At 65.1% G+C, this 19,107-nt stretch carries 9 protein-coding genes and 1 tRNA gene; 9 read left to right on the top strand and 1 reads right to left on the bottom strand.

Annotated features, from left to right (window positions below; translation table 11 throughout):
• Window positions 1-98 precede the first annotated feature (98 nt).
• From XI09_RS27450 to XI09_RS27440, 3 genes are all read left to right on the top strand, one after another.
• Window positions 99-2,339 (top strand): tetratricopeptide repeat protein, encoded by a 2,241-nt coding sequence (locus tag XI09_RS27450; RefSeq protein WP_271569613.1) that lies wholly within the window; start codon window positions 99-101, stop codon window positions 2,337-2,339.
• Between the two features lie 210 nt (window positions 2,340-2,549).
• The gene (locus tag XI09_RS27445; protein WP_271569612.1) at window positions 2,550-4,790 is read left to right on the top strand and encodes an O-linked N-acetylglucosamine transferase, SPINDLY family protein; all 2,241 of its coding nucleotides are present in this window, start codon (window positions 2,550-2,552) and stop codon (window positions 4,788-4,790) included.
• Between the two features lie 143 nt (window positions 4,791-4,933).
• Window positions 4,934-7,171: a tetratricopeptide repeat protein gene (locus XI09_RS27440; protein ID WP_271569611.1), complete on the top strand. Its 2,238-nt coding sequence runs from the start codon at window positions 4,934-4,936 to the stop codon at window positions 7,169-7,171.
• Between the two features lie 69 nt (window positions 7,172-7,240).
• Here XI09_RS27440 and XI09_RS27435 read toward each other — a convergent pair whose 3' ends face one another.
• Window positions 7,241-8,275, bottom strand: coding sequence for a cysteine synthase A (locus XI09_RS27435; RefSeq protein ID WP_271569610.1), 1,035 nt, complete (start codon window positions 8,273-8,275; stop codon window positions 7,241-7,243).
• Between the two features lie 717 nt (window positions 8,276-8,992).
• Between XI09_RS27435 and XI09_RS27430 the strand changes: the two genes are divergently transcribed.
• The 6 genes from XI09_RS27430 to XI09_RS27405 all read left to right on the top strand — a co-directional run bounded on the left by XI09_RS27430 (window position 8,993) and on the right by XI09_RS27405 (window position 19,050).
• A complete protein-coding gene (locus XI09_RS27430; protein WP_271569609.1) occupies window positions 8,993-10,477 on the top strand; it encodes an efflux transporter outer membrane subunit in 1,485 nt (494 codons plus the stop codon).
• Complete coding sequence (locus tag XI09_RS27425; protein ID WP_271569608.1) at window positions 10,467-11,816, top strand: efflux RND transporter periplasmic adaptor subunit; 1,350 nt, start codon at window positions 10,467-10,469, stop codon at window positions 11,814-11,816. Before XI09_RS27430 ends, XI09_RS27425 begins: the two co-directional genes overlap by 11 nt.
• 36 nt (window positions 11,817-11,852) lie before the next feature.
• Window positions 11,853-15,002, top strand: coding sequence for an efflux RND transporter permease subunit (locus XI09_RS27420; RefSeq protein ID WP_271569607.1), 3,150 nt, complete (start codon window positions 11,853-11,855; stop codon window positions 15,000-15,002).
• Window positions 15,002-18,109, top strand: a complete 3,108-nt coding sequence (locus tag XI09_RS27415; RefSeq protein ID WP_271569606.1) for an efflux RND transporter permease subunit — start codon at window positions 15,002-15,004, stop codon at window positions 18,107-18,109. The genes XI09_RS27420 and XI09_RS27415 overlap by 1 nt, the downstream gene beginning before the upstream one ends.
• Before the next feature lie 37 nt (window positions 18,110-18,146).
• Window positions 18,147-18,881, top strand: a complete 735-nt coding sequence (locus tag XI09_RS27410) for a tRNA-uridine aminocarboxypropyltransferase (protein WP_271569605.1) — start codon at window positions 18,147-18,149, stop codon at window positions 18,879-18,881.
• Window positions 18,882-18,976: 95 nt separating this feature from the next.
• Window positions 18,977-19,050 (top strand) — tRNA-Cys (locus XI09_RS27405).
• Window positions 19,051-19,107 lie beyond the last annotated feature (57 nt).

Below are 19,107 nucleotides of genomic sequence, written 5' to 3'. Positions count from 1 at the left end.
ACCCGCAATCCGCAGGCCTCGCCGGCCTAACCGACCCACCAGCTTCGCACCATGCGAATCAGCTTGCCTCTTTTCGGACCATCCTCCGGAGAGAGACCTTGCAGAGCAGTGTCGGCGCGCGCGCATACCAGAATGCGCGATTGGAAAAGAAGTTGAGGAAGCAGGCGGACGCCGTCATGTCTTTCGCGATTGAGGCGCTGGGGCAGGGCAGGTTTGACGAGGTCGAGATACTCTGCCGCGAGATCTTGAAAGAGGTTCCGGATCATTTCCACGCCACGCACCTGCTCGGCCTGCGCGCGTTTGAGGGCCGGCGGCTCGATGACGCGCAATTCCTGCTCGAGCGCGCGGTTGCGCTCGATCCGCGTTCGCCCGATGCCCATGGCAATCTCGGGGCCGTGTATTTCGATCTCGAGAAATTTAAGGACGCCCGCGCAAGCCAGGAGAAGGCCATTGCGCTGAAGCCGAATTGTCCGATCACCCTGACCAATCTCGGCAATACGCTGCTGCACCTCGGCCTTGGCAAGGAAGCGATCGGACTGCACGAACGCTCTATCAAGCTGAAGCCGGACTATGCCGATGCATTTTGCAATCGTGGCATGGCGCAGCTGATGATCGGCCAGTTCGAACGCGCCGGGGAGAGCTTCGATCGCGCCCTGTCGCTTCAGCCGAGCCATGCGGAAGCGATCGCCGGCAAGGGCATGGTGAGCCTCGAGCTCCGGCACTTCGAGGAGGCGGAGGCCGCTCTCGACGTCGCGCTCGCGCTCAGGCCGGGTTCACCGCGGATTCTGGTGCAGCGTGGACGACTCTATCTGACTCTGTCCCGGCTGCAGCAGGCGGCGGCGGATTTCGATGCTGCGCTGGCGCTATCGCCACGGAACGAGCTCGCGCTGTGCTGGAGGGCGCAAGTCGACATTCTCGTGAGGAACACGGCGCAGGCGATTGCGGGCGTCAAGACGCTGCTCGAGGTCAATCCGCAATCCGAGGCGGGAATGGCGCTTCTGGCCGCTTGCTATGTCAACCAGGGAGACATCGCGACCGCACTCGAGCATCTGGATGCGGCGCTGGCGATCGCGCCGGATTTTCCGGAGGCCATCGGGTACAAGATCTTCGTGCTGGATTATCTGCCGGAGGCCGATTTCGTGGTCCAGCAGGCGGCACGGAAATATTGGTGGGATCAGATCGGCGCCAAACTTCCGCAAAGGACGCTGTCGCCACGCAAGCTCGATCCGGACAGACAGATCGTGATCGGATATGTCGCTTCCGAATTCAGGCAGCATTCGGCGGCGTACTCCCTGTTGCCGGTGATGCGCCATCATGATCACGCCAAGTTCAAGATCGTCTGCTATTCCTGCTGGCCGTTGCAGGATGGGATGACCGATAATTTCAAGGCTTGCGCAGACGTCTGGGTCGAGGCCGCGCAGTTTTCGGACGACGAACTGGCCGATCGAATCCAGGCCGACGGGATCGATATCCTCATCGATGTGTCCGGGCATACGACCGGCAGCAGGCTCCATGTGTTCGCGCGGAAGCCGGCTCCCATCCAGGTCACGGGTTTCGGGCACGCCACAGGTACGGGCCTTCAGACCATGGACTACGTGCTCGCGGACCCGATCTTCATTCCGCAATCGGCGCGCCATCTGCTGGCCGAAAAGGTCCATGATCTGCCGTGCCTGATCACGATCGACCCCATCGTTGATGTGCCGCCGTCGGAGCTCCCCATGCTCCGCAACGGTTATGTGACCTTCGGCGTGTTCAACCGCATCTTCAAGATTTCGGACGAGGCAATCCGGGTGTGGTCGAAAGTGATGCGCGAGGTGACGGGATCGAAGATCATCATCAAGAACGGGCTGCTCGACGACCCATTGCTGCGCGACCGCCTGATCGCACGGTTCGTGGCACAGGGCATTGCCGAGGAGAGCGTCATCTGCATGGGCTCGACCTCGCGCGCCGACCATCTGCGGGCCTTTGCGAATGTCGACATTTCGCTCGATACTTTCCCGCAAAACGGCGGCATCAGCACCTGGGAGTCCCTCTATGCGGGCGTTCCGGTCGTCGCCAAGCTCGGCAACGGCTCCTCATCGCGCGCCGGCGGCTCGATCGTGGCGGCCGTCGGTCTCGGCGACTGGGTCGCCGATGACGACGAGGGTTATGCCGCGATCGCGTGCAAATTTGCGGCGCAGCCCGCCCATCTGACGAAGCTGCGCGCGGATTTGCCGGCTCAGATCGCGGCCTCGCCCGCCGGCAATGTCGAGATCTACACGCGCGAGGTCGAGGCAGGTTATCGCCAGTTCTGGCGCGACTACTGCGCCGCGGCCCCGGACGGTGGAGACGTTGCGTAGGCAGGTCGGCTGTGCCGGACCGGGAAGCTCCAAGGCCTGAACTGATCGACATCAGTTTTGAATGGGCGCGCGCTCGAAGCTGTTCCTGAGCCAGATCCTGCGCTGAGCACCGGAAAATCCCGGGGGGAGGCCGGTCCAGCCGATCGGCCGGCCTCGGCCGCGAATCAGTTAGACTCTATCCCAAGGCCATCCATCCTCCGGAGAGCAACCTTGCAGAGCAGCGGCGGCGCGCGCGCATTCCAGAACGCGCGATTGCAGAAGAAATTGATGAAGCAGGCGGATGCCGTCATCTCCGCTGCGGCCGCCGCCTATGGCCAAGGCAGATATGCCGAGACGGAGGCGCTATGCCGAGAGATCCTGAAAGCGCTTCCGGATCATGTCGACGCCATGCACCTGCTCGGCATGTGCGCGCATGACGGCCGCCGCCTGGAGGAGGCGCAGGAGCTGCTCGAGCGCGTGATTGCGCTCGATCCGCGCCTGCACGATGCCCATAACAACCTCGCGACCGTGCATTTCGACCTCGGCAATTACGAGGAGGCGCGGCGGTGCCAGGAGAAGGCCATCGCGCTGAAGCCGAATTTCGCGGTGGCGCTGACCAATCTCGGCAACACGCTGATGCACATGGGGCTGTACGAACAGGCGCTTGAGATGCACGAGCGTGCCATCAAGCTGAAGCCGGATTATGCCGATGCGCTGTGCAACCGTGGCATGGTCGAGATCGTGCTTGGGCAGATCATGCGCGCCAAGGAGAGTTTCGATCGCGCCCTGCTGTTTCAGCCGCGTCACGCGGAGGCAATCGTCGGCAAGGGCATGGTCAGCGTGGAGCTGCGGCACCACGACGAGGCGGCAGCCAAGCTCGCCATGGCACTCGCGATCAAGCCCGGCTCGCCGAGGATCCTGGCCCAGCGTGGGCGGCTCAGTTACGAGTTGCAGCGCCTGGAGCCGGCGCTTGCAGATTTCGAGGCGGCGCTTGCGATCTCGCCCAAGCTCGAACTGGCTCTCCGGGGCAAGGCTCAGACCTGCCTCGTGATGGGAAAGACCGCGCAGGCGATGGCGGCGGCGGCGACCTTGATCGAGCGAAATCCGCGCTCCGAGATGGGGCTGGCGCTGATGGGCTTCGCTTATTCGAACCAGGGAGAGATGGACGTCGCGATCGAATATCTCGATCGCGCGCTGGCGATCCGGCCGGACTATGGGGACGCGATCAGGGGAAAGATCTTCTTGCAGGACTACCGCGCCGAGGCCGATTTCGCGCTCCAGCAGGCGGTACGGCGAGATTGGTGGGACTTGATCGGCTCCAAGCTGCCGCGGCGGAAGCTGCCGAAGCGGCCGCTCGATCCGGAAAAGCGGATCGTCGTCGGCTATGTCGCTGCCGAATTCCGGCAACACTCGGCGGGGCTCACCCTACTGCCGGTGTTGCGCCATCATGATCACGCCAGATTCGAGATCATCTGCTATTACAGCTGGCCGGGAGAGGACGAGTACACCGCCCGATTCAAGGAACTGGCGGACGTCTGGGTCAACGCCTGGCAGCTTTCGGACGACGAACTCGCCGATCGCATTCAGGCCGACAATGTCGACATCCTGATCGACGTATCGGGCCACACAACCGGCAACAGGCTGCAGGTCTTCGCGCGGAAGCCGGCCCCGATCCAGGCCACGGGCTTCGGACACGCGACGGGCACGGGCATGCAGACCATGGACTATGTGCTCGCGGATCCCATTTTCATTCCGCCATCGGTTCGGCATCTGTTTGCCGAAAAAATCCACGATCTGCCGTGCCTGATCACGATGGAGCCCGTGTCGGACCTGCCGGCTTCCGAGCTTCCGATGCTCCGCAACGGCTACGTCACCTTCGGCGTATTCAACCGCATCTACAAGATATCGGACGATGCGATCCGTACGTGGTCGCGCTTGATGCGCGAGCTGCCGGGATCCAAGATCGTCCTCAAGCACGGTCTGCTCGATGACCTATTGCTGCGCGATAGCCTGGTCGCACGCTTCGTGGCGCAGGGCATTGCCGAGGAGAACATCACCTGCCTGGGCTCCACCTCGCGCGACGACCACCTGCTGGCCTTCGCCAATATCGATATTTCGCTCGATACGTTCCCGCAAAATGGCGGCATCAGCACCTGGGAATCGCTCTACAAGGGCGTGCCGGTCGTGGCCAAGCTCGGTAACGGGGCCTCCTCGCGCGCCGGTGCCTCCATCGTGACCGCCGTCGGCCTCGGCGACTGGGTCGCCGAGGATGACGAGGGCTATGTCGAGATCGCCCGCAAATTTGCGACGCAGCCCGCTCATCTGGCGAAGTTGCGCGCCGAGTTGCCGGCTCAGATCGCGGCCTCGCCCGCCGGCAATGTCGAAATCTACACGCGTGAGCTCGAAGCGGGTTACCGCCAGTTCTGGCGCGAATATTGTGCCGCGGCTTCGGAAAGCGGCGACGTTGCGTAGACAGATCGGGCGCACCAAGCGGTTCCTGAGCCAGATCCCGCGCGGAGCCCCGAGACATCCTTCAAGCGTGCCGGTCCCGCCGACCGGCCGGGCAGGCAAGCGAATCAGCTAGACTCTTGCCGGGCCATCTCCGGAGAGACACCTTGCAGAGCAGCGCCGGCGCGCGCGCATTCCAGAATGCGCGATTGCAGAAGAAATTGAAGAAGCAGGCGGACGCCGTCATCTCCGCCGCGGCGAGCGCGTACGGCCAGGGCAGATATGCGGAGACCGAGGCGCTCTGCCGCCAGATTCTGCAAGCTGTTCCGGATCATTTCGACGCCACGCACCTGCTCGGTCTGTCTGTGCAACAGGGCGGGCGCCTGGAGGAGGCGCGACAGCTGCTCGAGCGCGCGATCGCGATCGATCCACGTTCGCACGAGGCCCATAACAATCTCGCGGCTGTGCACTTCGGCCTTCAGAAATTCGAGACCGCCCGCGCCTGTCAGGAGAAGGCGATCGCGCTGAAGCCGAATTTTCCGCCGGCTCTGACCGGCCTCGGCAATACCTTGCTCCACCTGAACCTGCCCGAACAGGCCATCGAGCTGTACGATCGCGCGATCAGGCTGAAGCCCGACCACGCGGATGCGCTCTGCAATCGTGGCCTGGCCGAGCTGGCGCTGGGCCAATTTGACCGCGCCAGGCAAAGCTTCGATCGCGCTTTATTGTTTCAGCCGCGTCACGCCGAAGCGCTCGTCGGCAAAGGCGTGGCCAGTATCGAGCTCAAGCACTACGACGAGGCGGAAGCCGCGCTCGCAGCGGCGATCGCGATCAGGCCCGGTTCGGCGAAGATCCTCGCGCACCGTGGACGGCTCAATCTTGAGCTGTCGCGGCCGGAACAGGCGGCAGCGGATTTCGATGCAGCGCTTGCGCTTTCGCCCAAGCTCGAGGTGGCCTTGCGGGGGAAGGCGGAAGTCTCGCTGAGCATGGGGAATACGGCGCAGGCGATCCTGGCCTGCAAGACGTTGCTCGAGGAAAATCCACGCTCCGCGATCGCACTAGCGCTGCTGAGCGCCTGCTTTGCAAACCAGGGAGAGATCGCCGCCGCGATCGAACATCTCGACGCGGCGTTGGCAATCTCGCCGGATTTGGACTTGATCGCGCGGAAGATCCACTTTCTGGACTTTCTCTCAGATGCCGATTTCGCGGTTCAGCAGGCCGCGCGAAAATATTGGGGTGAAACGATCGGCGCCAGAGTGCCGCAAAGGAAGCTCCCACCCCGGCAGCTCGATCCCGACAGACGGATCGTGATCGGCTATGTCGCTGCCGAGTTCTGGTACCACTCGGCGGCGTTCGGCCTGTTGCCGGTGCTCCGCAATCACGATCACGCCAAGTTCGAGATCGTCTGCTATTCGTGCTCGCCGTTGCGGGATGAGATGACCGCCAAATTCAGGTCGATGGCGGAGGTCTGGGTCGACGCCTGGCAGCTTTCGGACGACGAACTGGCCGATCGTATCCAGGCCGACAAGGTCGATATCCTGATCGATGTGTCCGGGCATTCGACCGGCAACAGGCTCCCTGTCTTCGCCCGGAAGCCGGCGCCGATCCAGGTCACGGGTTTTGGACACGCCACCGGTACCGGACTTGAGGCCATGGACTATGTGCTCGCGGACCCGATCTTCATTCCGGGATCGGCGCGCCATTTGCTTGCCGAAAAGGTCCATGACCTGCCGTGCCTGATCACGACCGATCCCATCCTGGATGTGCCGCCCTCGGAGCTCCCGCTGCTCCGCAACGGCTATGTGACCTTCGGCGTCTTCAACCGCATCTCCAAGATCTCGGACGAGGCCATCCGCGTGTGGTCGAAAGTGATGCGAGAGGTGGCCGGATCGAAGATCATCATCAAGCATACCCTGCTTGACGATCCATTGCTGCGTGACCGCCTGATTGCGCGGTTCGTGGCGCAGGGCATTGCCGACGAGAACGTCATCTGCATGGGCTCGACACCGCGCCACGAGCACTTGTTGGCCTTTGCCGAGGTCGACATATCCCTCGATACGTTCCCGCAAAATGGCGGCGTCAGCACCTGGGAATCCCTCTATGCGGGCGTTCCGGTCGTCGCCAAGCTCGGCAACGGCGCCTCCTCGCGCGCCGGTGCCTCCATCGTGACCGCCGTCGGCCTTGGCGACTGGGTCGCCGAGGATGACGAGGGCTATGTCGAGATCGCTCGCAAATTTGCGACGCAGCCCGCTCATCTGGCGAAGCTGCGCGCGGAGTTGCCGGCCCAAATCGCGGCCTCGCCGGCCGGGAACGTCGAAATCTACACGCGCAGGGTCGAGGCGGGTTACCGCCAGTTCTGGCGCGACTATTGTGCTTCGGCGCTGAAAGACGGTGAGGGCCCTTGATCCCGCCGACGGGGGCGAAAGCCGCCTGTCGCAGGGGCCGCCGTCCGACCCGGCGTTGACTGCCTTGAGCTAGACGAACGGCGGCTTGATGTTGCTGCGCTTCTCCAGCCATTCCGGCACCGGAAGGTTCTTGGCGCGCATGAAGTCCGCATTGAACAGTTTCGACTGATAGCGGCTGCCGGAATCGCAGAGCACGGTGACGATGGTCTTGCCGGGGCCGAGCTGCTTGGCCAGCCGCATCGCCCCGGCGATGTTGATCCCGGTCGAGCCGCCGAGGCACAGGCCCTCGTGCTGGAGCAGGTCGTAGATCTCCGTGACGGCGTCGGTGTCGGGAATGAGATAGGCGTCATCGACCTTCGCGCTCTCGACGATCGCGGTCGCCCGGTTGAGGCCGATACCCTCGGTGATCGAACCGCCCGGCGTCGCCTTGGCTTCGCCGGTCCTGAAATACTCGAACATCCCCGCACCATGCGGGTCGGCGCAGGCGATCCGGACGTTCTTGTTCTTTTCCTTCAGAAAGCGGCTGACGCCGGCGAGCGTGCCGCCGCTGCCGACCGAGCAGACGAACCCGTCGACCTTGCCGCCGGTCTGCTCCCAGATCTCCGGCCCCGTGGACTCGTAATGCGCTTTCGCGTTGTCGAGATTGTTCCACTGGTCGGCGAACAGCACGCCATTGGGCTCGGTCTTGCGCAGCTCGTCGGCGAGCCGGCGGCCGACATGCTGGTAGCTGTTGGGATTGGCGTAGGGAAGGGCCGGCACCTCGATCAGCTCGGCGCCGCACAGCTTGAGAAAGTCCTTCTTCTCCTGGCTCTGCGTCTCCGGGATCACGATCAGCGTGCGGTAGCCGCGCGCGCTGGCCACGACCGCAAGCCCGATGCCGGTATTGCCGGCGGTTGCTTCCACCACGAGACCGCCGGGCTTGAGCTCGCCGCGCTTCTCGGCTTCCAGGATCATCCACTTGCCGGCGCGGTCCTTCACCGACTGGCCGGGATTCATGAACTCGGCCTTGCCCAGAATGGTGCAGCCGGTCGCCTCCGAGGCGCGCTTGAGCTTGATCAGCGGGGTGTCGCCGATGGCTTCGACAACGTCATTTCGAATGGTCATGTCAGGGGGAAATCACTGGCAAGGGGTTGATCAGGTTGGCCAGAACCTAGTGCCTGGGAGGCCAAAGGGGAAGGCTTTTGCGCTGCGGCGAAACGGGAGGAAGTGCCCCTTCAGGCAACCGTATTTCGGGGGAAGATCAGCGAAGGCGTTCCCGAGCTGCGGCGCCGGATCCCGGTGAAATGATTTGTCGGACAACTGTCAGGGCATGGAAGATAATGGTCGTCGCGGCCAACCCTCGCGCCCAATCTCCGCCGGGCGCGGGATGGGGGACGACACATCTGCACAACAGCTGCGTATTCCTTCTCGATCGTTGACGGCTTGGTGACAATGGCTCGCCGCGCTTTGAGGTGGGGCTTAAGCCGCATAGAGCTTGCTGCCGGCCAATGCGCAGCCGGATCAAACGGATCCGTGCGGGTGTGGCGCCGATATCACATGAAATCTTGGTAAGCTTGAGTCCGCTTTGCGACCGCAGGAAAGTACGAGAAGTCTCTGCAAGACAGCCACATCTTGCACTTTCGTGCCGGGGATATCGACGCGTCCGGGCCGCCATCTCGCACCTGCGGGACTGTCCCGCTGTTCCGCGCCCGGCTAGTATGAAGCTTAAGGTTCCGCTGAAAGCATCACCGTTGTGATCGAGCTACACAAAGCCCCCCGACTGTCCCGCCGCGAATCGGTTAATCCGGCTGCGCGGTGGCGGCTCGATCTGCCCGGCGGGGGGTGGATGTGACACAGCATGTTCCGGCGATCGTCCTGCGGCGGTCTCTAGGTTCTGCGTCCCGGACTCGCCATGCGGCGCGCTGGCTTGCGGTGCTGTGCCTTGCCGCCGGTTCAGGCGCCTGCATGCTGACGCAGGATCTTCCGGATCCCGCGCTCGATGTCCCCACGCAGTACAAATACGCGGGGAAGGGGGATGCGCCGCCGTCGCTGGATTGGTGGCGCGGCTTCCGTTCCGCCGAGCTGACGCAACTGATGGAGGAGGCGCAGACCGTCAACCTCGACATCGCCGCCGCCGTCTCGCGCATCGTCGAGGCGGACGCCCAGGCGCGGCAGGCGGGCGCGGCGCTGCTGCCGAGCGTGTCGGGCACTGGTCAGGAGACCTATTCGCGCACCTCCGGTTCATCAGCCTCGGGGCTCACCAATGGCGGCCGTGAGGTCGTCAATTACCAGGCCTCGCTCAGCGCGAGCTACCAGCTCGATTTCTGGGGCCAGAACCGCGACGCGCTCCAGACGGCGGAGGAGACGGCGAACGCCAACCGTTTCGATCGCGACGTCGTCGCGCTGACGACACTCGCCGGCGTCGCCAATGCCTATTTCCAGGTACTGGCCTCGCAGGATCGCATTAGGACCTCACAGCGCAACATCGCGAGCGCGCAGCGCATCCTCGATGCCGTCAAGGAGCGCCGCAAGGCCGGCACCGGCACCGATCTCGACGTCGCCCAGCAGGAGAGCGTGCTAGCCAACCAGAAGGCGCTGGTGCCGCCGCTGCGCCAGACGCTCGATCAGAACGTCAACGCGCTCGCCGTGCTGGTGTCGCGGCCGCCGGAGAGCGTGCGCGTGCTCGGCGGCTCGCTGAACAACATCGCGATCCCGCGCGTGACGCCCGGCCTGCCGTCCGAGCTCCTGACCCAGCGGCCGGATATTCGCCGGCAGGAGGCGCAGCTTGCGTCTGCGACCGCGAACATCGGCAATGCCCGCGCGCAGTTCTTTCCGACCATCCAGCTCACCGGCAACGGCGGCTATCAAAGCTCGGCGCTGGTATCGCTGTTCCAGCCGCATGCGGCGTTCTTCCAGCTCGTCGGCAGCGCGACGCAGCCGATCTTCGACGGCGGCAAGATCCTCGGCAATTTCGAATATGCCAAGGCGCGGCAGGACGAACTGCTCCAGACCTACCGCAAGACCATCGTCCAGGCCTTTACCGACGTCGACAATGCGCTGTTCTCGATCAAGCAGACCACGATCAAGCTGCAATTGCAGCGCGATGTCGTCACCGCTTCGCGGCGCGCGTTCGATCTGTCGGAGCAGCAATTGCGCGCCGGCACCGCCGACATCGTGACCGTGCTCAACACCCAGCTGACCCTGTTCCAGGCGGAAGACGCGCTGTCGCAGGCCCAACTCGCACGGCTTCTCGCCATCGTCAGCCTGTACCAGGCGCTTGGCGGCGGCTGGGAACCGAGGATGGAGAAACCGGTCAATGCTCTTTAAGCCGGATAAGAAGGATGACGCGAAGGCGGGGACGGTGCGGAAATCGTCGCGCGGCGGCTTCATCTTGACTCTGGTCACGCTGGCGATCCTCGGCGGACTCGGCTATCTCGGCTGGACCGTGTGGCATCAGCAGCCGCAGCAGGCGAACGGCCGCAACCAGCGGCCCGACCTGCCGGTGCCGGTGCTGGCGGCAACGCCCCGCATTCAGGACGTTCCGGTCTATCTCGACGGCGTCGGCGCGATCCGCGCGCTCAACACCGTGACCGTGCGCTCGCAGGTCGACGGCAAGCTGATCGCGGTCAATTTCACCGAAGGCCAGGACGTCAAGAAGGGCGACGTGGTCGGCGAGATCGATCCCGCGCTCTATCAGGCGACGTACGATCAGGCGGTCGCCAAGAAGGCGCAGGACCAGGCGCAGCTCGCCAACCAGCGCATTGACCTCACCCGTTATGAGCAGCTAGCCGCTTCCAACGCCGGCTCCAAGCAGCAGGCCGACACCCAGCGCGCGCTGGTCGCGCAGACCGAGGCGCTGCTCAAGGCCGACCAGGCCGCGATCGACAATGCGGCGGCGACGCTGAGCTATACCAAGATCGTTGCGCCGATCTCCGGGCGCGCCGGCCTGCGCCAGGTCGACCAGGGCAACATCATCCACGCGTCCGACACCACCGGTCTCGTGGTGATCACGCAATTGCAGCCGATCGCCGTGTGGTTCAGCCTGCCACAGCAGCAGATCATGCGGGTCAACGCGGCCGCCGCCAAGGGCGCGCTCGCGGTCGACGTGTTCGGCAATGACGGCGTCACCGTGATCGACACCGGCAAGCTGACCGGCATCGACAACCAGGTCGACCAGACCACCGGCACGCTCAAGCTCAAGGCTGAGTTCCCCAACGCCAATTACCAGCTCTGGCCGGGCCAGTTCGTCAATGTCCGCCTCAAGGTCGAGACCTTGATGCAGGCGCTGGTGGTGCCGACATCGGCGGTACAGCGCGGTCCGATCGGCACCTTCAGCTATGTCATCGGCGAAGATAACGTCGTCTCGGCCAAGCCCGTGACGGTGACGCAGCAGAACGAGCATGACGCGGTGATCGCCAGCGGCCTGTCGCCGAACGACCGCGTCGTGACCACCGGCTTTGCCAATCTGTCGGACGGCTCCAAGGTCGTCGTCGGACGCGACGACCAGACGCCGTCGGCCGACCTCGCGCCGCGCAAGCGCTCGCGCGGGCCGGACGCTCAGAAAAAGGATGGCCCCAAGCGGAGCAGCAGCGAAGGCGACCAGAAGGGACAGACCGGACCGGCACCGGGGCCGGGGGCATCGGGAAGTGGAGCCAAGCAGCCATGATCCCGACAACAGCCGCCTGAGCGGCAGGCACATCCCATGGGTGTCTCCGAACCCTTCATCCGCCGTCCCATCGCGACCTCGCTGCTCGGCATCGCGCTCCTGATCGGCGGGCTGCTGGGCTATTTCTCGCTCCCGGTCTCGGCGCTGCCGCAGGTCGACTTCCCGACCGTGCAGGTGACGACGCAGCTGCCGGGCGCCAGCCCCGACGTGATCGCCTCGCTGATCACCGCGCCGCTGGAGCGGCAGCTCGGCCAGATCCCGTCGCTGTCGGCGATGAACTCGACGAGCTCGTTCGGCGTCAGCCAGATCTCGCTCCAGTTCGACCTCAACCGCGACATCGACGGCGCGACCCAGGACGTGCAGGCCGCGATCAATGCGGCCGCCGGCGTGCTGCCCAAGACGCTGCCTTATCCGCCGACCTACGCCAAGGTGAACCCGGCGGATGCGCCTGTCATGACGCTGGCGCTGCGTTCGGACACGATCTCGCTGCGGGCGATGAGCGACATCGCCGATACGCTTCTGGCGCAACGGCTGAGCCAGATCTCGGGCGTCGGGCGCGTCTCCGTGCTCGGCGGGTTGAAGCCGGCCGTGCGCATCCAGGCGGATCTGGCGCGGCTGGCGGCCTATGGCATCGCCATGGAAGACCTGCGCACCGCAATCTCCAACGCCAACGTCTCCGGGCCGAAGGGCTCGCTCGATGGCGCGCAGCAATCGTACATCATCGCCGCGAACGATCAGATCGCCGCCGCCGATGCCTACAAGCCTGTCATCATCGCCTACCGCAACGGCTCGCCGGTCACGATCGCCGACGTCGCGCAGATCGTCGACGGCCTGGAGAACGACCGCACCGGCGGCTGGTACCAGGGCACGCCGGCCGTCATCATCGACATCCAGCGCCAGCCCGGCGCCAATGTCATCGACGTCGTCAGCCATATCCGCGCCGAAATCCCCAAGGTCCAGCGCGCCATTCCGGCCGGCGTGAACCTCACCATCGTCTCCGACCGCACCGTCACCATCCGCGCCTCGGTGCGCGACGTGCAGTTTACGCTGATCCTCAGCGTCGTGCTGGTGACGCTGGTGGTGCTGCTGTTCCTGCGCTCGCTCAGGGCCACGCTGATCGCCGGCGTGGCGTTGCCGCTGTCGCTGATCACGAGCTTCGGCATCATGTATTTTGCCGGCTTCAGCCTCGACAATCTGTCGCTGATGGCGCTGACGATCGGCACCGGTTTCGTGGTCGACGACGCCATCGTGATGATCGAGAACATCGTCCGCCACATGGAGAACGGCGACGGCCCGATGGAAGCCTCGCTGAAGGGCGCCAGCGAAATCGGCTTCACGGTGATCTCGCTGACGGTATCGCTGATCGCGGTGTTCATCCCGCTCTTGTTCATGTCGGGCCTCGTCGGGCGCATGTTCCGCGAATTCGCGCTGACGCTGACGATCGCGGTCGTGACCTCGGCGGTGGTCTCACTGACGCTGACGCCGATGATGTGCTCGCGCCTGCTGCGGCACGCCCATGAGGAACTGGCGGTGCCGGGCCTCGCCGCCATCAGCCGCTTCATCGACCGCACCGTCGAGTTCTATCACCGCACACTGCTCTGGGTTCTGGAGCGCCAGCGCGCCACGCTGATCGTGACCTTCGCCACGCTGATCGCAACCCTCGTTCTCTACGTCGTGGCGCCAAAAGGCTTCCTGCCGCTTCAGGACACCGCCTCGATCACGGCGGTGACGGAGGCCGGACCCGACGTCTCGTTTGCGGAGATGCAGAAGCGGCAGGCCGAGGCGGCCGACGCCATCAAGGCCGATCCTGATGTGGTCGGCGTCGTTTCGGTGATCGGCGCCGGCTCGGTCAATCAGACCACCAATGTCGGCCGTCTCGTCATGACCTTGAAGCCGCGCGGCGAGCGGCGCGACGACGTCAGCGTGGTCGTGACCCGGCTGAAGACGAGGGTGGCGGGCATCCCCGGCATGACCGTCTATTTCCAGCCGGTGCAGGACGTGCAGATCTCGACCCAGTCGAGCCGCTCGCAATACCAGTACACGCTGACCGGCACGGATGCGGCGCTGGTGTCGGAATGGGCGCGCAAGCTGGTTGCGGAAATGCGGCGCGATCCCTTGTTCCGCGACGTCTCCTCGGAGGCGCAGGAGGGCGGCTTGCGGGCGCAGCTCGATGTCGATCGAACGCGGGCGGGCCAGCTCGGCGTGAGCCTGCAAGGAATCACCGATACGCTGAACGATGCCTTTGCGCAGCGGCAGATCTCGACCATCTACGGTCAGGCCAACCAGTACCGCGTCGTGCTGGAGGCGCTGCCGATGTACCAGCGCGATCCCTCGATCCTGTCGAAGCTCTATCTGCCGGGCGCCGCGAGCGCCACCGTCGGCGCGCCCAACGCCCAGGTGCCGCTGTCGGCGGTGGCGACCCTGAAGCGCACCACCGCGCCGCTTGCGATCTCGCACCAGGCGCAATTCCCGGCGATCTCGCTCAGCTTTAACCTCGCGCCGGGCGCGGCCCTCGGCGATGCCGTCGAAGCCGTGAAGACGATCGAGACCCGGATCGAAATGCCCAACAGCATCGTCGGGGTCTATGCGGGCGATGCCGCCGAATTCGCCAAGGCACTCGCCGGCCAGCCCTGGCTGCTGCTCGCCGCCGTGATCACGATCTACATCGTGCTCGGCGTGCTCTACGAGAGCTACATCCACCCGATCACCATCCTGTCGACGCTGCCCTCGGCCGGCGTCGGCGCGATCCTGGCGCTGGTCCTGTTCGGACAGGATCTCTCGGTCATCGGCCTGATCGGCATCATCCTGTTGATGGGCATCGTCAAGAAGAACGCGATCATGATGATCGACTTCGCGCTCGAGGCCGAGCGCGGGCAGGGGATGTCGCCGAACGAGGCGATCGTGCAGGCCTGCCTGCTGCGCTTCCGCCCGATCATGATGACGACGCTGGCGGCGCTGTTCGGCGCGCTGCCGCTGGCGATCGAGAGCGGCACCGGCGCCGAGCTGCGCTTTCCGCTCGGCATTTCCATCATCGGCGGTCTGCTGCTGAGCCAGCTGCTTACGCTCTACACCACGCCCGTGATCTACCTGGCGCTCGACCGCATCAACCGCCGCCTCGAGCAGGCGCTGCCGCCGGCCGAACCCGGCGGCCCGCCGGTCGCGGGCGCGACCGAGGGGATGCAGTGATGGCATCGATCTCGGAGCCCTTCATCCGCCGTCCGGTCGCGACCACGCTGCTGTCGATCGGGTTGTTCCTGCTGGGTGTCGTCGCCTACGAGTTCCTGCCCGTCGCCTCGGTCCCGAACGTCGACTTCCCCGCCATCTTCGTCTCGGCGAGCCGGCCCGGCGCCGACCCTTCCGTGATGGCGGCGACGGTGGCCTCGCCGCTGGAGCGGCGGCTAGGCGAGATATCAGGCATCAACCAGATCACCTCGACGTCGTCGCTCGGCGTCTCCAACATCCAGCTCCAGTTCGACATCGGCCGCAACATCGACAAGGCCGCACGCGACGTGCAGGCGGCGATCAACGCCGCGCTGGTGGACCTGCCGAGCGATCTGCCGACGATGCCGCGCTTCCGCAAGGCGAACACCGCCGGCGCGCCCGTCTTCGTGCTGGCGCTGACCTCGAAGACATTGTCCGCCAGTGCGATCTACGACGTCGCCGATACGGTGCTGGCGCAGCGCATCTCGCAGGTGCCCGGTGTCGGCGACGTGACGGTCAGCGGCGCCGACCAGCCGGCCGTGCGGGTGCAGCTCAATCCCGTGGCGCTGTCGAACGCCGGCATCGCCACCGACGACGTACGGACCGCAATCGTCAACGCCAATCCGCTTGGTCCCGTCGGCATCTTCAACGGCGAGCGCCAGAGCGAGACGTTGTCGCTGAACAAGCAGATGCGCACGGCGAAAGAGTTCCGCGACATCGTCATCAAGAGCTCCAACGGCAATTTCGTCCGGCTCTCCGACGTCGCCGAGATCGAGGACTCCGTCCGCAACGCCCGCTCGATCGCCTGGTTCAACAAGCAGCCGGCGGTGCTGATCCAGATCACCAAGCAGGGCGATGCCAACGTCATCGACACCGTCGACCGCGTGAAAGCGCTGATCCCCGAGCTGAAGCAATGGATCCCGGCAGGCGTGGTCATTTCCACCCTGGTCGACCGTACCAGCACGATCCGCGCCAGCGTCCTGGACATGCAGTGGACGCTGCTGGCAACCGCCATCCTCGTGATGGTCGTCGTGTTCGTGTTCCTGCGGCGGATGACGCCGACGATCGCGGCCGGCATCTCGGTGCCGCTGGCGCTGGCCGGCACTTGCGCCGGGATGTGGGTCGCGGGCTTCTCGATCGACAATCTGTCGCTGATGGCGCTCGCCATTTCCGTCGGCTTCGTGGTCGACGACGCCATCGTCATGATCGAGAACATGTTCCGCAATCTCGAGCACGGCATGCGGCCGTTCCAGGCGGCGCTGGAGGGCGCCAAGCAGATCGGCTTCACCGTGGTGTCGATCAGCCTGTCGCTGATCGCCGCCTTTACGCCGCTGATCTTCATGGACGGCATCGTCGGCCGCCTTCTGCGCGAATTCTCGCTGACGCTCACCTTCGCGATCCTGGTCTCGACGCTGGTGTCGCTGACGGTGACGCCGATGATCTGCGCCCATTACATCCGGCAGACCACCTCCGGCACCGCGACCCTGTTCGATCGCCTGATCGAGGGCTCGCTGTCGCGCATCGTCGCCTTCTACACCCGCACCCTGCGCACCGTGCTGGAATTCCCGCTGCTGACGTTGCTGGTGTTCTTCGCCACCATCGGTCTCACGGTGACGCTCTACATCAAGGTGCCCAAGGGCTATTTCCCGACCGACGATTCCGGCTTCGTCATCGGCGCGACGCGGGCCTCGGCCGACATTTCGTTCCAGTCGATGCTCGGCCTCCAGCAGCGGCTTGCCGACATCGTGATGCAGGATCCGGCCGTGGCCGGCATCGGCTCGACCGTCGGCAGCGGAGGCGGGGGCCCGGGAGCGGCGACCTCGAACCGCGGCACCATGTTCATCAGCCTGAAGCCGCCGGAGGAGCGCGACCACGTCTCGACGCAGGTCGTGATCGACCGTCTCAGGCGCGCCCTGTACCCGGTGCCCGGCATCCGCCTCTTCATGTTTGCCGCCCAGGACGTGCGCGCCGGCGGACGGCAGAGCGATTCCGACTACCAGTACACGCTCTCCTCGACCGATCTCGACCTGTTGCAGAAATGGGCGCCGATCGTCGCCAAGCGCATGGAGAGCGTCGAAGGCATCACGGACATTTCCAGCGATCGCGATCCCGGCGGGCTTCAGCTGACGCTCAGCATCGACCGCCAGAAGGCCTCGGCGCTCGGCGTCAGGGTTCAGGACATCGACAACGCGCTGAACAACGCATTCTCGCAGCGGCAGATCTCGATCATCTACACCCAGCGAAACCAGTACATGACCGTGCTGGAGATCGATCCGAAATTCCAGGTCGATCCCTCCAACCTCGAGCGCATCTATGTCGCCGGCGCGGGCGACGTGCAGGTGCCGCTGTCGGCCGTGGTGCGCGCGACGCGCGGCCTTGCCGCGCTCGCGGTCTATCATTCGCAGTCGTTCCCTTCGACCACGGTGTCGTTCAACCTCTTGCCCGACGTGCCGCTCCAGGCCGCGACGCAGAACATCCAGCGCGCGGTGGAGGAGCTGCACATGCCGGAAGGCATCCGCGGCAGCTTTGACGGCAATGCCGGCGATTTCGCCAGGACCAGCGGCCGTCAGCCGCTGCTGATCCTCGGCGCGCTGGTGGCGATGTATATCGTGCTCGGCGTGCTCTATGAGAGCCTCGCCCATCCGCTCACGATCATCTCGACGCTGCCCTCGGCCGGCCTCGGCGCGCTGCTGGCCTTGCAGATCACCAATACGCCGCTGACGGTGATCGCCTTCGTCGGCATCATCCTCTTGATCGGCATCGTCAAGAAGAACGGCATCATGATGGTGGATTTCGCGCTCGACGCCGAGCGCCAGCGCGGCCTGTCCTCGGCGGAGGCGATCTTCGAGGCCTGCCAGGCGCGGTTCCGCCCCATCCTGATGACGACGATGGCGGCGCTGTTCGCCGGCATTCCGCTGGTCGTCGCGACCGGGCCCGGCACCGAGCTCCGCCGTCCGCTCGGCATCACCATCATCGGCGGCCTGTTCGTCTCGCAGATCCTGACGCTCTACACCACGCCCGTGATCTACCTGCTGATCGACCGCCTGCGGCGGCGATCAGAGCCGCGTCCGCTGCCCGCACCGGCGGAATAGGTTGTTGAACCGCGGTGCAAAGCGTATAGCGGCGGCCATGTCGAACCCCACTGCCGCCGCGCCGGCCGACGCCATCCCCGAATGCCCGCACTGCCAGAAGGCGATGCCGCTGTGCATCTGCGACAGTGTCGCGCCCATTGAAAATCGCCTCGGCCTCCTGATCCTCCAGCACCCGCAGGAGCAGGACAGGGCACTCGGCACCGCGCGGTTGACCGCGAAGCACTTCCCCAAGGCCGTGGTGCGCGTCGGCCTGTCCTGGCCGAGCCTGTCCAAGGCGCTGGGGCAGCCGGTCGAGAATGCCGCGCGCTGGGCGGTGCTCTATCTCGGCTCGGCCCGCGCCGCCGATCTCGAGGCCGAGGGCGAGATCGTGGCGCTGACCCGCAAGGGCGAGGTCGCCGAGAACCAGCGCGCGATCCTCGGCAAGCTCGAAGGAATCGTGCTGCTCGACGGCACCTGGAGCCAGGCCAAGGCGCTGTGGTGGCGCAATCCCTGGATGCTGAAATGCCAGCGCGTGATCCTCAACCCGTCGCGCCCCTCGCGCTACGGGCGTCTGCGCAAGGAGCCGCGCAAGGACGGGCTGTCGACTATCGAGGCGGCCGCGACGATCCTGGCCGGTCTCGAACGGCGCCCCGACATCGCCGAGACCTTGCATGCGAGCTTCGAGCGGATGCTGACGCGCTATCGCGAGGTGCAGGCGGAGACGCCCGAACTGGCGCCAAAGCCCGCCCCAAAGGGCCGCCGGCGCGATTTCCGGCGCGGCAAGCGAGCCTGACTTCGGTCCACATCGGAAGAGAGGCCGCCACCGCCAAAGTCGGACGAAGGCGGTTGCCTAAGCCATTGATCCCCTATATTGGTCCGCCCTTACGGGGCCACGTGGCGGAGTGGTTACGCAACGGTCTGCAAAACCGTGTACACCAGTTCAATTCTGGTCGTGGCCTCCATCACAAGCTTCTGATTTTTCAGCAAAAAATCAAATTTCGGCGCGGGTTCCGCCGATA

Source organism: Bradyrhizobium sp. CCBAU 11386 (assembly GCF_028128955.1).
Classification (GTDB): Bacteria; Pseudomonadota; Alphaproteobacteria; order Rhizobiales; family Xanthobacteraceae; genus Bradyrhizobium.
The sequence above is the reverse complement of the archived record's forward strand: the minus strand, read 5'-3'. Positions and strand labels throughout refer to the sequence as shown.